Source organism: Microcoleus sp. S13_C3 (assembly GCF_036700905.1).
Classification (GTDB): Bacteria; Cyanobacteriota; Cyanobacteriia; order Cyanobacteriales; family Microcoleaceae; genus Microcoleus.
On record NZ_JAUBPT010000014.1, the window covers coordinates 65738 to 79920 of the forward strand.

Below are 14183 nucleotides of genomic sequence, written 5' to 3' on the forward strand. Positions count from 1 at the left end.
GGGGCACCGCCCCTACAGATTCCGCCAACTCTCATTGGTATCGGTTGTTTGTGGGCGATTTTAGAAGAAGCTCACATTATAATGCTGGCAATTCATCCTCAGTTTCAAGGTCAGGGTTTGGGACAAGCTCTGCTTTTGGCTTTGCTAAAATCGGCTTGTGACAGGCAATTAGAACGGGCCACTTTAGAAGTGCGGGACTCGAATTTAGCCGCAGTTTCCCTGTACAAAAAGTTTGGTTTTAAAGAGGCTGGACGGCGCAAGCGATACTACGAAGACACTGGGGAAGATGCTCTGGTGATGTGGCGCAGCGGTCTGGAAAAACCGGAATTTCAGCGATATTTGGCGGATGAGAAACGGGAGATTTGCGATCGGCTGCATCAGAAAAACTGGCATTTGGCGATCGATATTTTTGATTTTTGAGTGTAATTTGTTGCGTATTTAACTGGTTTTGAACTAAATTGGTTACTCGATATCAATTTAGTTCAAAAGCCTCATATAGAATCAACCTCAGCTCTTGACGAAACATCTGCCTGCCCGGCCATACTTACCGCTTTGCTTCGCGCTTCGATAATTTGACCGATCTCGCGGCCCAAGCTTGGTTGACGTTCAATCATCGTATTTACAGCATCTGAGTAGACGACAAGAACTTGCAAATCGTCAACGGCGACGATTGATACCGGACTCGGTTCCCCACTAAACAGCGCCATCTCGCCAAAAAACTCACCACTCAAGATAGTCATAACCTCCAACTCCATGCCCAACTTGTTCGTGACTGTTACCTTAGCCTGACCCGCAATGATAATGTACAAAGCATTACCAGGCTCGCCCTGCCGGATGACTTTCTCTCCCGCACCAAACTTCTGTAAAATAGTTCCCTTAGTTAAGTCATCCAAATTTTTTGGCTCTCTAGCTAAAGGCATAAATCCGGGAATTGAGTGCAGGCTTTGGGCTAACTTACTTGAAGCGCTATCTGCCTTATCAGCAGCTTCCACAGCATAGGAGTATCGGTAGCGATATAGCGTCAGGTTGTTTCGCTGCGCTGCGTACCAGACTCGCGTCATAAATCGATCGAGTATCTGCTCCATATCCTCAAAGTTTTCGATAAAAAACTCCACCTCATAGATAATTGCAGTCTCATCATAGGATGTGGTTTTGCTCTCTGGTTCGGGTTCGGCTAATATCCCCTGTGTAGCCAAAGCTGTACTTAGCAGTACCTGCTTCACCAGGTTAGGGGGGCTATCGTAGGAAAAGCCAATATTGATACGTTGGTTGTAAATGCGTTCTGGTTGGCTGTAATTATGAATTATTTCTTTTCCAACAAATTGATGGGGAACGATAATCACCTGCCGCTGGAGAGTTAGCAGGCGAACAGAGCGCCAATTGATATCAATTACCTGCCCTTCGATATCTCCAATACGCAACCAATCACCCACACTGAAGGGGCGTTCCAAAAGCAGCGCAATGCCAGACATGATGCTGCCCAATGTGTCCTGAAGTGCCAAACCGATCACGATCGAACTCACGCCCAATCCCGTAGCAAGACCAGCCAAATCTGCACCCCACACCACCGCCAGTACGATCGCGCTTCCCACAAGCACCAAAAATAACCTAGAAAGGTCGATCAGCAGTTTGGGCATCCGTGCCCGCCATGTATTTGCCTCAGCTTCTTCAAACAAAATTACATTAAACAGCGAGAGAGAAGCGTAGATAACAGATATCCAAAACAGCGTTGCGACGAGCTTGGCAAAATTCCCGTCAACGTCAAGCCTCACGACATTCCTGATTAAAACCATCAGCATTAAGACGGGCAGGACGAGGTTTTTTACAACCTGCAGCGTAGCCGCCAGCGGTCTACCGCGCCTTTGTAGATGATAAATAACCTCTCCTAGTAAAACGACTAGGAGTGGGAACCCTAATCCGACAATTACCGCCCAGGTTTGCCAGTCGTTTGAAAAGCTTAAATTACTCATAAACTTCTTCCTCTCGAACACTTACGGTCAGCTTAGAAGTTTTGACTTGCCAAGCCACTAGCTTTTCTTTTCCCGCTTCTTGAATTTCACCAACCAGCTCAAAATCGTAGAGATCGTGGAGGCGCGAGCAGATGTCTTGAGAAACTAATATTGCTCCCGGCGGACAAGCCGACTTCAATCTATTGGCAATATTTACACTATCGCCCCAAACGTCGTATAGTAATTTATTTTTACCAATCACGCCTGCAACCACATCTCCTGAATTGATGCCGATCCGCAGGTCTAGATGTAAGTCTTTTTCATAACTAAATCGGCGGACAAACGACAGCATTTCCAAAGCAAAATCTAGCGTGCGTTTGTCATGATCCAGACGCGGCATACCAAGCCCGCATACAGCCATGTAACCGTCACCAATAGTTTTAATCTTCTCTAGACCGTATTTATCGGTCATTTCATCAAAGCCTGTTACCAGTTCATTCAGCAAGCGAACAACCTCTTGAGGGGACATAGATTGAGTCAGCTTGGTGAATTGGTGGAGGTCGGAAAACAAGATCGAGACATTAGAAATCTGCTCGGCAATTTCTCGATCGCCCTGTTTGAGGCGTTTGGCGATTGCCGGACTAAATATACTTAAGACTAATGCTTCATTTTCGCGATTTTCGCGATCGATTAGTTGAGTTTCGGCGCGAAGGCTGCCTATCGTTTGGTTAAATGACTTAGCTAAGTCTCCAAATTCATCTTGCGAACCAGATTTGACAACGGCATCAAATTCTCCAGCCCCCACCTGGCGAGCGCTTTTGATTAAAGTATTAATGGGTCTGACAAAGATTGAGGTCAGCCACATGGCAACAAGCGTGATTAGCGCGATGATTAAAGTAGCCCCAATCAAAACTTTTTTTTCAAACGAGTGAATTGAGGCATAGGCTTCAGAAACATCCATCTCCGCCAAGATAACCCACTTCAATCCCTCAATGTCTAGAGGAGCATAAGAACTCAAAACTGGAATATTACGATAATCGTCGATCGCCTCCGTGCCCTGTTTCCCAAACAAAGCTTCCTTCACTGCTTTTGTTTGCACTTCCTGTAGGAGGATGGTAGTATTAAATTCTTTGATTTTCTTGATGGTCTTTTCATCAGTACCGATCGAGCGTAGAGTTTTTCCATGACCTTCTGGGTCTTCAATCTGGAAACGAGATGCAGAGCGCATCAAGTAATCTGACCCAACCAGATAAGTTTCTCCTGAATCGCCCAGACCATTTTGTTTCCAATTTTTGTTGCCAGTCATCACATTGTTAATTTTGTCAACCGGAAGCTGGAACGCCAAAATACCAATGAATTGGGAGCCGTTAAAGATTGGGGTAGCGATAAAAGCTGCAGGCGCACCGTAGGAAGGGCTGTAGGGTTTGAAATCTACTATTTTCACATAGCCCGTTCCATTTGCTTGTCGTGCTGCGGCGATCGCGGATGCTAGGTTACTCTCGTTGTAGGGGCCGTTGGTGAAGTTTGTGGTAAAGTCAGTTTCTTTAAAAACCGTGTAGACAACTGTTCCTTCAGGATCGATCAAAAACATATCGTAGTAACCGTATTTTTCCACTATATTGCGAAAAATCGGTTGGTAGCGCGCGTGAGCGCGGCTGTAAGCGCTGGCGTCGCCTGGATTGTCAAGGAGAAGTTTTTTGCCAACGGGGTTGGGGTTAGCAGCGATGTAGTGGTACTGCAGGTAACGGGCAGCGGCTGTTTTTGGCGTGTAGGATGCCAGAACCGGCGAACCCTCGTTAGTTCGTGTTAGTTTGGTTAGAAATTGTGTCTGGTAGTAGGTATCAATTTTTGCGTCAAAATCCGCTGGTATTGTTGATTGTTCAAGTTGGCGGTAGGCTGTCTTAAACTCCTGCATTGCGCCGACGACTGTTAGGTCTTCGCTTAGGGTTTGGCTGTGGTGGTAAAGGCTTTCAAAATAATCTTGGATTTGATAAGTTTTGGCAGCCCGAAGGCTGGTTAATTGGTTGAAGACTTTTTCGGTCAGAATAGATTTCCCACTGCTAGAACATATATAGGTGCTGGCGAGCATAGCGCAAAGGCTGACTACCAGTAACATAACTATGAGTTTTGTCTTGATACTTAACTGCTTAAATAATTGCATAGGATTTTTCCTGATCTTCTTTGCCTTATTTATTTTGTCTATAAACAATTAAATAGTAATCTCTCACTATTAGTCTCGATATTAGTCTCGATTCTCGATCGGGAGCATCTCATATTTGTAAAAATACTTCTTCTGGCTCCTTCCTTCTTCTGGCTCCTTCCTTCTTCTTCTTTCCTTCTGCCTCTTTCCTTCTGCCTCTTTCCTTCTGCCTCCTGCCTCCTGCCTCCTGCCTCAAAACTCCAATTTCTAGCCGAGGGCTGCAAAGGTGAGATGCTCCCGTCTCGATCGCATTTCAGTAAGCCAAAGCTTTTCTACTCAAGGTGACGACACCGTGAGTAGAAAAGCCGACTTGAAGGTCAAAAACAAGCTGGGATAAATTTATTTGTTTGTGACCTCATCTTCCAGAGACTTATACTTTGATCCATCAGGCATAACAGCACCTTCGAGCAAAGCACCACTTAGGTCAGAAATGCTAACTTTAGCACCTTTGAGATTTGCACCAGTTAGGTAGGCACTCTTCAAGTTTGCACCACTTAAACTAGCATCTCTCAAATCTGCACCACTCAGGTTCGCATTACTCAAGTCCGCACAAATTAAATTAGCATTACTAAGATTCGCACTACTAAGATTAGCCTGAGTCAAGCGAGCAAAACTCAGTTTTGCATGACTTAAATTTGCACCACTAAGTTTAACCTGACTGATATTAGCATTATCTAAATTGGCATAAGTCAAATTAGCATTACTCAAGTCGCTTTCGATCAAATTGGCTTTACTGAGATTGGCATGAGGAAGATTAATATCTACTAACTCCGCACCAATAGCATCCAAACCTCTAAGAGAAACACCATCCTCATTCAAATCTTGGAGTGCCAGAATTCTGGCATAGCTAACTTTTACGCCGTGTGCTGCATCAACTATACTCCAAGCTTGGTAATGAAATTGCTTTCTGCGATCCGGTGCTTCTTTAATGAATAAAACTAAAGCAACGACAAGACTGAGAGCATCAGCACCCTCCAAAATCTCTGCCAGCAGAGAATTTTCCTCCGCGTTCACATAAATTATGATGAACAGAACGGCTGAAACACAAGCCACTAACCAGGCTGGTTGCGTCCAAAAATTATCAATGAATTTTTCTAAAATTCCTTTGAGAACTTCACCCAATCGCTGAACGAATGATTGACCCTGAAATTGTTGATAACTCTCAGTTATTTTCGAGAGCATTTGGGGGATAATTTTACCATCCAGCTCCATTGATACGAAAGGCTTTTTCTGTTCCTCGGTTGGCGGCGCGATCGGCTTAGATTTGTTCAGTAATTGTGTCTTTGATTCTTTTGGCTGATGGTGGGTGACATTTTTTTCATCTGGGACAACATTTGGTGTAGACACAACAACTGCGCCTTTTAGCATCAAACCAGTAATTGTTCTGTAGGCATCTGTCCATGCCCGCTTTACTTCGGGAGTCCAATCTTCTTGGAGATACTGCTCAAAAGTCATCAGCAGTGCGTCTCCAACTGGCCCATAATATTTGGGAATTACCCCATAGCCGATGTGTCTGCCTCCCAAGGCATTGAGAACAGGCCCTAAAGCTTCTGGAGAGCGGAGATTTTCTACTACCAATACCAAAGCATTAAGGAGCTTCTTCTGTTGTATTTTTAGATCGATATGGGCAAACAATGGTTGAAATTCCGGGTGAGCGATGAAGAGGTTTTCGTAGAAGCTAGCGGTAAATTCATCAGCACGAGCTTTGATTTTCTCGAAGCTGCTTTCCAGTACCTCTACGGCTAACTCTGGCTCTTTTTCTGAAACTGATTCTAGTTGGTGATTAGCTGCTAGACTCACCGGTTTGTCGGGAATTATCTCTGTTTCTAATTGAACTTCTTCAGGTGTCGTTTCTACCCCAGCGCCTTTTAACATCAAAGCAGTAATTGCTCTGTAGGCATTTGTCCACGCCAGCTTTACTTCGGGAGTCCAATCTTGCTGGAGAGACTGCTCAAAAGCACTCAGTAGTGCTTCTCCAACTGGGCCGTAATATTTGGGAATTACTCCATAACCGATGTGTCTGCCTCCCAAGGCCTTGAGAACTGGCTCCAAAGCTTCTGGAGATCGGAGATTTTCTACTACTAAAACCAGAGCACTTATGAGCTTTTTCTGTTGCTTAGCCATATCAGTTGTGGCAAACAGCGGTTTCAACTCTGGGTGAGTTGTAAACAATTTTTCGTAGAAGCTAGTGGCAAATTCATCAGCACGAGGTTTAATTTTCTCGAAACTTTGCTCTAAAATTTCAACATTTAAAGACATATTTTTGTTTCTTTTTTGAAAGGTGATGCTCCCTTGTCTAAAGACCGGGTTTTTAAACTATCCGGCTCGGATAAATGCTTTTAATAGAGAGTTGGAAGAGAGTTTCTTTACTGACGCCAGAGCAAAATATTACAAACTCAAATTTTCCAATTCTTGAGACACCATAGCCATAAACTCTCCTGCATCGTTGATGCCCATTTCTCCTAAAGCTTTCCACTCTTCACTGCTGTAATCTAAATCGAGTCCCATCACCTCTTGAGTCCAATAGGGCAAATTAGATGGGTTTTCCATTAGGTCACAGGTTATTTTTAAGATTTCTGTTCCGGTCGTCTTTTGTCTAGCTTTTGTCGCCAAGCAAAAGGAGAGCAATTTGGCTAAATTACTTTGTGGGGGAATGGCTATTAAAAATGCCATATTTTGTGCTAGTACAAACTTGTCTAATTTCATTGGATATTTTCCTATTCCTAGTTTTAACGCTACTCACGTAAGTATTTTTTGCTCTCACTGAAAACGACAGGACTTACATCGTGGAATTTTCTTATTTTCAAAGTCTTTGTAGTTAATTCAGGTAGCCAAACATTCCGTAAGTATTGCCCCATCCGCTGCTGTCGAACAGAGAATTTCTATGGCATCAGGCAGTTGTATCAGCCATGAGAGAGCGCTTTCAGCGATCGCTCGCGTACCGATAAGGAATAATGGCGTCATGAATACTGCGGTAAGCCCCGTTGGCAAACAGTATAGCTTCTTCGTTGACTTCATCCGAGTGAAACATCGAAATTGATACTCTTGCCTCATATTGAATTGTGGTGTCAATCACGCCTTCATGGCTGTCGGCTGTGACATCAGGGGCATGAATGAGTTCCCAAGGAATACCCAAGGCATCGCGGTCAGGAGACCGATCGGGCAACAACACGCGATCGCCAACTTCCTTGGATTCATTGGGTGTAAGCTGTTCGACATTTAAAGGATGATTGTAGGGTGCGGAGCGTACATAAGCGTTTTCCTTCCCTTGTAAGCGTAAGTGTTCTAGCTAGCGCACCTTACCTGGTTCGTTAGTCGTTTAAATGCGTAACAGCTTAACTGCAAAATGCTCATTATTCCAACCAGTAGCAACGAGCCGTCCATCCGCGTTTTAACTTGGAGTGTCTTGCCCATTGCTTCGATGCGCTGGCAGACTTCTTGCAATGATTTGAGAGCGATTTTTGCCAGAGAGCGTTTCCTCGGTAGATGTAAATAAAAGGGTAGAGTTGGTTTTCGGTTGTGCAAATTTCCTAGGTTTTGTGCCTTGACTACCCCTACCCTAAGCAAAGATGTTATGGCTTATTGATCCCAAGTTTAGATTTGAGCAACGTTAAGGTTAGCAACCAACCCATAGGTTGATATGTACTCTTCTAACTCCGCTAAATCAACACTACCATTTTTATCGCTGTCAAGAATGTTGAACAGATAATCAGTGACGTAGCTTCTGACTTCTTCAGAGCTGCGTTCGCCTGTTGTCATATCTTCGATCAGCCCTAACAACTCCATAATCTCAGAGCGATCGAGCGACTTACTTCCGTCCGTATCCAATTGCATGAACAGCTTTTTAACATCTTCTGTTGCCACTCTCGAAGAGCGCAGTGTTTCTCTCAGTATGTCATTGCCAAATGAATTCATGAACAATATCTGTTCGATGAGTGGTATGCAGAAAAAGCCCAGCGCTGCCCAAAAAATTGCATATTTTACGGCTTCTGGATTTGCAGTTGTACTAACTCCGATGAAAAGAGCCGCCCAAAGGAAAAAGTTGGGATTCACAAGCAGGATGTAAGCATCGCGAGCTTCTGCCTTGCTAAGCTTGCCCTTCGTAAATGCTGATGTTAATACAGCCAAAACACGCATTGAGACAAACACTAAAGTTGCCAATGCTAGCTGTTGCAGACAAGCGAGCGAGCGGTTCGGATCGGTTGAAAAAAATATATCCGAAATGAAGGTTGAGGGAGTAAACTGAAACCCTGTTGCCAAGGCCATGAATGCGACAGCAAGCACTCCGATGAATTTCCAGTTTTTACTGTGGTGGTTTGATTCAACAGGGGATTGGTCGCGCCAAAACTGGGCGATCGCACCCGGTATTGCCAGACCTACAATTAGAATGACACCGAAAAAGATCAGGCTGTCAACGTTAATGGGTAAATTGGCAACCTTCAATGTAGCCAGAAGCGCCAGTGGAGCAACGATTGATAGCGTTCTTGACAATAAAGCCGACGGATAAAGATTACCGCCCCAAAGCACGGATAAAACTGGGGAAGTAAGGGCTGGGGGAACCATCCAAAACAGCACCCACAAAATTTTGTACAAATCGGCTTCAGTCTGATACAAAAGTCCAGAAAATATTAAAAATAGCCCAACTGCCCATCGCACTGCCATCCACCCGTAAACGAGATACTTCACAGTAGAGGTTACTTTGCGTTTACTTGCTGCAAAGTCAATGTCTAGGTAGGTATAAAACGTTGAGGCGGCAAGACACGCAACGATTATTGCTCGAAATAGGGCGGACGGAATAGCTCCTGCTGCGCCAGTGATTGCCCCTACCAAGCTTCCCAGCAAAAAGGCGGCGGCATAGATCAAAATCGCCCACATAATTGAAAGATCGTTGATCTCTTTACGCAGCGAAGCAGCACCGCCGGATTCCTTATCGCGAAACTTGACGAGATCCACACCGCTGAGAGCTTTACCATTGGGGAGTTTCAGGTGTTTATAAGCTGTCGGCGGTAGACCGCTTAAATAAAGTGCTAGAGGCTCCAATACATATTGGTGGCACACTACTAGAACGGTTTCTCCCCGTTCCAAGTGCGGTACAATTTTGTCTTCGTAGAAACGGGCAGCGCGAGAGTAAACTTGGGCAATCTTTTCGCCAGCCGGGGGTGCTTCGTTGTGCGAGTGCAACATTTCCTCGAAGCCTTCGTAGCCCAGGGCTAGACGCAGCAGATTTAGGTTGCGGCCTGCAAAAATACCAAAGGATTTTTCGCTAATTCGGTGGTCGATTTGAACGGGGGTATCGGGTGACTTTAGTGCTTGACTTTCAGCAAGGGCGATTTCGCAGGTTTGGCGCGCGCGTCTCATGTGGGAAACATATACTGCGTCAAACTTTGTACCTTTTTTCTTGAGGTCAACACCTGCACGGCGTGCCTGCAATCGGCCAAATGATGTGAGGTCAACATCCAGAACTCCCGCAAAAATGTTGCGTTCGTTACTGGTACTTTCACCGTGCCGAATAAAGTAGACACGTCCTAGCTGTTCTGCATTGAATTCTTTTGGTGAAGCTGCAGAAGTTGTTGTGGCTGCATCGTCGAATTTACTTGTAACTTCTTCGATCGATCCATTGTCGGTACTTTCTACCTGGTCATCTAAGTTTCTAGTGTTCATTATTTACTTTCACTACCCCTTAAACAGGATTTAGATTCTTTTCCACGATTGAAGTTTGAGACTTTTAAGTCAGACGAGTTAACGACCACAGCACTCTGCTACGAAAGCAAGGTCTTGAACCATGCTGAGTATAGTCTGAGGCAAACTCCTCGGAGTGTAGCAACGCTCACTAATTGATCGGGAGCGATCGCACAACTGACAACAGGAAGAATACCCAAATCTTCAAAGGATCTGAGACAAAATTTTAGAGAAAAAAGCCCAGCTCGCTCTTTCCCTCGCAAACCAAAAGATTCTTGAGATGGACAGCAGCTTAAGAGCGAGTTTAGGGATCGATCGCCCATCTAACTAATAAGTTTTGTGCAAAACCCGGCCTGTACTGCGAGAATTATCACTTTTGCGCCTGCATGACAGCCAAAAAGATTATGCTAGAATCCATCAATACGCAGTCGTAGGTTGGGCACGGGCCGAGAAGAGCAATCTTCTTGCAGTCTAGGGGAGGTTGTAGGTCAGCCACCATTTGGGTCTTCCCAGTTGAAAGCCACCCTGCAACATGAGCCTGGAATCTGCAACCGCAGCCGAGTGCGGCAGATAGGTTGGGAGTGTCGCGCTAGAATAAGCAGTACGAGTTAACACTCGAACACAAACGCTCGTTGTGCGAGCGTGACCTCGAAACGGGCACATAGCAGCAGGTGATGGGAATAAATCATGTTTGAACGCTTCACAGAAAAAGCAATAAAAGTAATCATGTTGGCCCAGGAAGAAGCTCGCCGCCTGGGTCACAACTTCGTAGGGACAGAACAGATCCTCCTGGGTCTGATCGGAGAAGGAACCGGGGTTGCAGCTAAAGTCCTCAAATCAATGGGGGTCAACCTCAAAGACGCGCGGATTGAAGTGGAAAAAATCATCGGGCGCGGTTCCGGCTTCGTAGCAGTCGAAATTCCGTTCACCCCCCGCGCCAAGCGGGTTCTAGAACTATCCCTAGAAGAAGCTCGCCAACTCGGACACAACTATATAGGTACTGAACACCTGCTGCTGGGCCTGATCCGCGAAGGTGAAGGAGTAGCGGCCAGAGTCTTGGAAAACCTGGGAGTAGACTTGTCGAAAGTCCGCACCCAAGTCATTCGGATGCTGGGAGAAACCGCAGAAGTCGCAGCCACTGGCGGCGGCGCTCGCACCAAAACCCCAACCCTGGATGAATTTGGAGCCAACCTCACTCAAATGGCGGTCGATGGCAAACTAGACCCAGTAGTCGGACGCCAAAAAGAAATCGAACGGGTAATTCAAATCCTCGGTCGCCGCACCAAAAATAACCCGGTGCTCATCGGGGAACCCGGAGTCGGTAAAACCGCGATCGCCGAAGGTCTCGCCCAGCGCATTGCTAACAACGATATCCCAGACATCCTCGAAGAAAAGCGCGTCGTTACCCTCGACATCGGCTTGCTGGTTGCCGGTACGAAATACCGGGGCGAATTTGAAGAACGCCTCAAAAAAATCATGGACGAAATCCGCACTGCGGGTAACGTGATTTTGGTGATTGACGAAGTTCACACTTTGATCGGTGCGGGTGCGGCTGAAGGCGCGATCGACGCAGCCAACATTCTCAAGCCGGCTTTGGCTAGAGGCGAACTCCAGTGTATCGGCGCTACAACTTTAGACGAGTACCGCAAGCACATCGAGCGCGACGCAGCCCTAGAACGGCGCTTCCAGCCCGTTATGGTCGGCGAACCCACCGTTGACGAGACGATCGAGATTCTCTTCGGTCTGCGGGAACGCTACGAACAGCACCACAAGCTGAAAATCTTGGACACGGCCCTAGAAGCCGCAGCCAAACTCTCACATCGGTACATCTCCGATCGCTTCCTCCCAGACAAAGCAATTGACTTGGTAGACGAAGCTGGTTCTAGAGTTCGCCTGATCAACTCCCAACTGCCCCCGGCGGCCAAAGAACTTGACAAAGAACTCCGCCAAGTCCTCAAAGATAAAGACGAAGCGGTGCGTTCTCAAGACTTTGACAAAGCCGGCGAATTGCGCGATCGGGAAATGACCATCAAAGCCGAAATTCGCGCTATTTCCCAAGCCAAAAAAACCGACTCGGCCCGCACCGGCGAAACAGACCCATCGCCAGTAGTCACCGAAGAAGACATCGCTCAAATCGTGGCAAGCTGGACGGGCGTCCCGGTAAACAAACTGACCGAATCCGAATCCGAAAAGCTGCTGCACATGGAAGATACCTTGCACCAGCGCTTGATCGGACAGGAAGAAGCAGTGAAAGCCGTTTCCCGCGCCATCCGTCGCGCTCGCGTTGGCTTGAAAAATCCCAATCGCCCGATCGCCAGTTTCATTTTCTCCGGGCCCACAGGCGTCGGCAAAACCGAACTCACCAAAGCCCTAGCCGGCTACTTCTTCGGTTCAGAAGACGCGATGATTCGGTTGGATATGTCGGAGTACATGGAACGGCACACCGTCTCCAAACTCATCGGTTCTCCTCCGGGCTACGTCGGCTACAACGAAGGCGGCCAACTCACAGAAGCAGTCCGCCGCCGTCCTTACACCGTCGTGCTGTTCGACGAAATCGAAAAAGCCCACCCCGATGTCTTCAATATGCTGTTGCAAATATTGGAAGACGGCCGCTTAACAGATGCCAAAGGTCGCACCGTGGACTTCAAAAACACGCTGCTGATTATGACCTCAAACATCGGTTCTAAGGTGATTGAAAAAGGCGGCGGCGGCCTCGGTTTCGAGTTCAGCGACAACCAAGCCGATGCTAATTACAACCGCATTCGTTCTTTGGTTAACGAAGAACTCAAAAACTACTTCCGCCCCGAATTCCTCAACCGACTCGACGAAATTATCGTCTTCCGCCAGTTGAACAAGGAAGAAGTCAAGGAAATCGCGGTCATCATGCTCAAAGAAGTGTTCAGCCGTTTGACAGAACAGGGAATCACCCTGGAAGTGACCGAAAAATTCAAAGAACGGCTGGTAGAAGAAGGCTACAACCCCAGCTACGGAGCCCGACCCCTGCGCCGCGCCATTATGCGCTTGCTGGAAGACAGTTTGGCTGAGGAAATCCTTTCTGGCCGCATCAAAGACGGCGACACCGCTGTTGTGGATGTGGGCGAGGACGGAATTGTTAAGGTGCTGCAAGGTCAAAAGCGCGAATTGCTGCCCCAAGGCGCTGAGTAAGTTTGAGTTGTGTGCGATCGCGAGTAAAGTTTGGAAATAACCAATCTCGCAGTCGCAAACAACTCAAAATCCTCAAATAAAAAAGGTAGAGAATCTTAGTTCTCTGCCTTTTTTATGAGTTAATATCAACAGAATGTACGCTGACTTTTCTAAGGAATGAGAATTAAATAAAATCCACTTTTCCTGTTTGTTGTGGGATGGGCGTCCCGCCCGTCCTTTCTGGGCGGGCGGGACGCCCATCCCACAAGAAAAAAGGGGAATTATTTAATTGACGATCCTAAGTATCTTCGTCTCAAAAAATATGAGACCTATCGACTCGGTTTCTGTAGAGCGGTGCCCCCGTGCTCGCCCTTCCGGGTTTCTGAATACCCCAACAAAGTTTTACGTTTAATTAGAGCGAGCTACTTCAATGGCAATTAGATAATTAGCAAGAACTATATAGTGGAGAAATAAATGACCTCTGAAAAAAAGAATTTGGGTACAGAAGTAGCAGAAAATCCGCCGGAAAGCTGGTGGCAGAAAGCGTGGAAGTCTAGCTTTGAAAATCTTCAGATAGTGATTATTGCTTTGAGTTTAGCAATAGTGATTCGAGCCTTGGTCGCCGAACCGCGCTACATACCCTCAGATTCTATGGTACCAACTTTGCACGTGGGCGATCGCGTCGTAGTCGAAAAAATCTCCTACTACCTCGAACCGCCCAAAACTGGGGACATCGTAGTATTTACTCCCCCGGAAAAGTTGCAAGAACAAGGCTTTACTCAAGACCAAGCATTCATCAAGCGGGTAATTGGCTTACCGGGTCAAACCGTCGCCGTTAAAAAAGGTTTAGTTTATCTCAACGACAAACCCCTCGTCGAAAAATATATTGCCGAACCTCCTAAATACCAGTGGGGGCCTTATCGCGTCCCAGAAAATGAATACTTTGTGATGGGAGACAACCGCAACAACAGCAACGACTCCAGCAGGTGGGGATTTTTACCTAAGCAGAATATCATCGGTCGCGCTGTAGTGCGGTTTTGGCCTCTAGAACGCATCGGGGAAGTTTGAAGTCTGTTGACTGTTGACAGTTGACGGTTGACGGTTGACTGTTGACGGTTGACTGTTGTCATCGCAAGCCCGATGCCCGATGCCCGATGCCCGATGCCCGATGCCCGATGCCCGATGCCCGATGCCCGATGCCCGATGCCCGA

The 14183-nt window shown here is 46.7% G+C and carries 11 protein-coding genes; 4 read left to right on the plus strand and 7 right to left on the minus strand.

Annotation, left to right across the window (positions count from 1 at the left end; genetic code table 11):
* A partial coding sequence (gene rimI, locus QUA16_RS06445; protein WP_333181056.1) for a ribosomal protein S18-alanine N-acetyltransferase occupies positions 1–420 on the plus strand: 420 nt, incomplete at its 5' end.
* A 71-nt stretch (positions 421–491) separates the two neighbouring features.
* On the opposite strand, the gene QUA16_RS06450 is transcribed toward rimI, so the two are convergent.
* The 6 genes from QUA16_RS06450 to QUA16_RS06475 all read right to left on the minus strand — a co-directional run bounded on the left by QUA16_RS06450 (position 492) and on the right by QUA16_RS06475 (position 7318).
* Positions 492–1970, minus strand: coding sequence for a mechanosensitive ion channel family protein (locus tag QUA16_RS06450; protein ID WP_333102287.1), 1479 nt, complete (start codon positions 1968–1970; stop codon positions 492–494).
* The gene (locus QUA16_RS06455; RefSeq protein ID WP_333102286.1) at positions 1963–4110 is read right to left on the minus strand and encodes an adenylate/guanylate cyclase domain-containing protein; all 2148 of its coding nucleotides are present in this window, start codon (positions 4108–4110) and stop codon (positions 1963–1965) included. The genes QUA16_RS06450 and QUA16_RS06455 overlap by 8 nt, the downstream gene beginning before the upstream one ends.
* A gap of 38 nt (positions 4111–4148) precedes the next feature.
* The gene (locus QUA16_RS06460; protein WP_333181057.1) at positions 4149–4373 is read right to left on the minus strand and encodes a hypothetical protein; all 225 of its coding nucleotides are present in this window, start codon (positions 4371–4373) and stop codon (positions 4149–4151) included.
* A 115-nt stretch (positions 4374–4488) separates the two neighbouring features.
* Positions 4489–6408 (minus strand): globin domain-containing protein, encoded by a 1920-nt coding sequence (locus QUA16_RS06465; RefSeq protein ID WP_333102284.1) that lies wholly within the window; start codon positions 6406–6408, stop codon positions 4489–4491.
* A 129-nt stretch (positions 6409–6537) separates the two neighbouring features.
* Positions 6538–6855 (minus strand): hypothetical protein, encoded by a 318-nt coding sequence (locus tag QUA16_RS06470; RefSeq protein WP_333102283.1) that lies wholly within the window; start codon positions 6853–6855, stop codon positions 6538–6540.
* Between the two features lie 217 nt (positions 6856–7072).
* Entirely contained in the window at positions 7073–7318 is a 246-nt protein-coding gene (locus tag QUA16_RS06475; protein WP_333102282.1) for a hypothetical protein, read from the minus strand.
* A 177-nt stretch (positions 7319–7495) separates the two neighbouring features.
* On the opposite strand from QUA16_RS06475, the gene QUA16_RS06480 reads away from it, so the two are divergent.
* Positions 7496–7645, plus strand: a complete 150-nt coding sequence (locus QUA16_RS06480) for a hypothetical protein (RefSeq protein WP_333181058.1) — start codon at positions 7496–7498, stop codon at positions 7643–7645.
* A gap of 98 nt (positions 7646–7743) precedes the next feature.
* Here the strand turns inward: QUA16_RS06480 and QUA16_RS06485 are convergent, their stop codons facing one another.
* On the minus strand, positions 7744–9810 hold the full coding sequence (locus QUA16_RS06485) for a histidine phosphatase family protein (RefSeq protein WP_333102281.1): 2067 nt from the start codon (positions 9808–9810) through the stop codon (positions 7744–7746).
* 705 nt (positions 9811–10515) lie between these two features.
* On the opposite strand from QUA16_RS06485, the gene QUA16_RS06490 reads away from it, so the two are divergent.
* Together QUA16_RS06490 and lepB are read left to right on the plus strand one after the other, a co-directional pair.
* Positions 10516–12993 carry an ATP-dependent Clp protease ATP-binding subunit gene (locus tag QUA16_RS06490; protein ID WP_333102280.1) on the plus strand — a complete coding sequence of 826 codons (2478 nt, stop codon included), beginning with the start codon at positions 10516–10518 and terminating at the stop codon, positions 12991–12993.
* A gap of 453 nt (positions 12994–13446) precedes the next feature.
* Positions 13447–14040 carry a signal peptidase I gene (gene lepB / locus QUA16_RS06495; protein WP_333102279.1) on the plus strand — a complete coding sequence of 198 codons (594 nt, stop codon included), beginning with the start codon at positions 13447–13449 and terminating at the stop codon, positions 14038–14040.
* The last annotated feature ends 143 nt before the right edge of the window (positions 14041–14183 follow it).

What these genes read in the sequence shown, in the direction of transcription:
- QUA16_RS06480 (WP_333181058.1), top strand. Translation starts at nt 7,496, where the DNA reads ATGCTCATTATTCCAACCAGTAGCAACGAGCCGTCCATCCGCGTTTTA.
- QUA16_RS06490 (WP_333102280.1), top strand. Translation starts at nt 10,516, where the DNA reads ATGTTTGAACGCTTCACAGAAAAAGCAATAAAAGTAATCATGTTGGCC.
- QUA16_RS06455 (WP_333102286.1), bottom strand. Translation starts at nt 4,110, where the DNA reads ATGCAATTATTTAAGCAGTTAAGTATCAAGACAAAACTCATAGTTATG.
- QUA16_RS06470 (WP_333102283.1), bottom strand. Translation starts at nt 6,855, where the DNA reads ATGAAATTAGACAAGTTTGTACTAGCACAAAATATGGCATTTTTAATA.
- QUA16_RS06465 (WP_333102284.1), bottom strand. Translation starts at nt 6,408, where the DNA reads ATGTCTTTAAATGTTGAAATTTTAGAGCAAAGTTTCGAGAAAATTAAA.
- lepB (WP_333102279.1), top strand. Translation starts at nt 13,447, where the DNA reads ATGACCTCTGAAAAAAAGAATTTGGGTACAGAAGTAGCAGAAAATCCG.
- QUA16_RS06450 (WP_333102287.1), bottom strand. Translation starts at nt 1,970, where the DNA reads ATGAGTAATTTAAGCTTTTCAAACGACTGGCAAACCTGGGCGGTAATT.
- QUA16_RS06485 (WP_333102281.1), bottom strand. Translation starts at nt 9,810, where the DNA reads ATGAACACTAGAAACTTAGATGACCAGGTAGAAAGTACCGACAATGGA.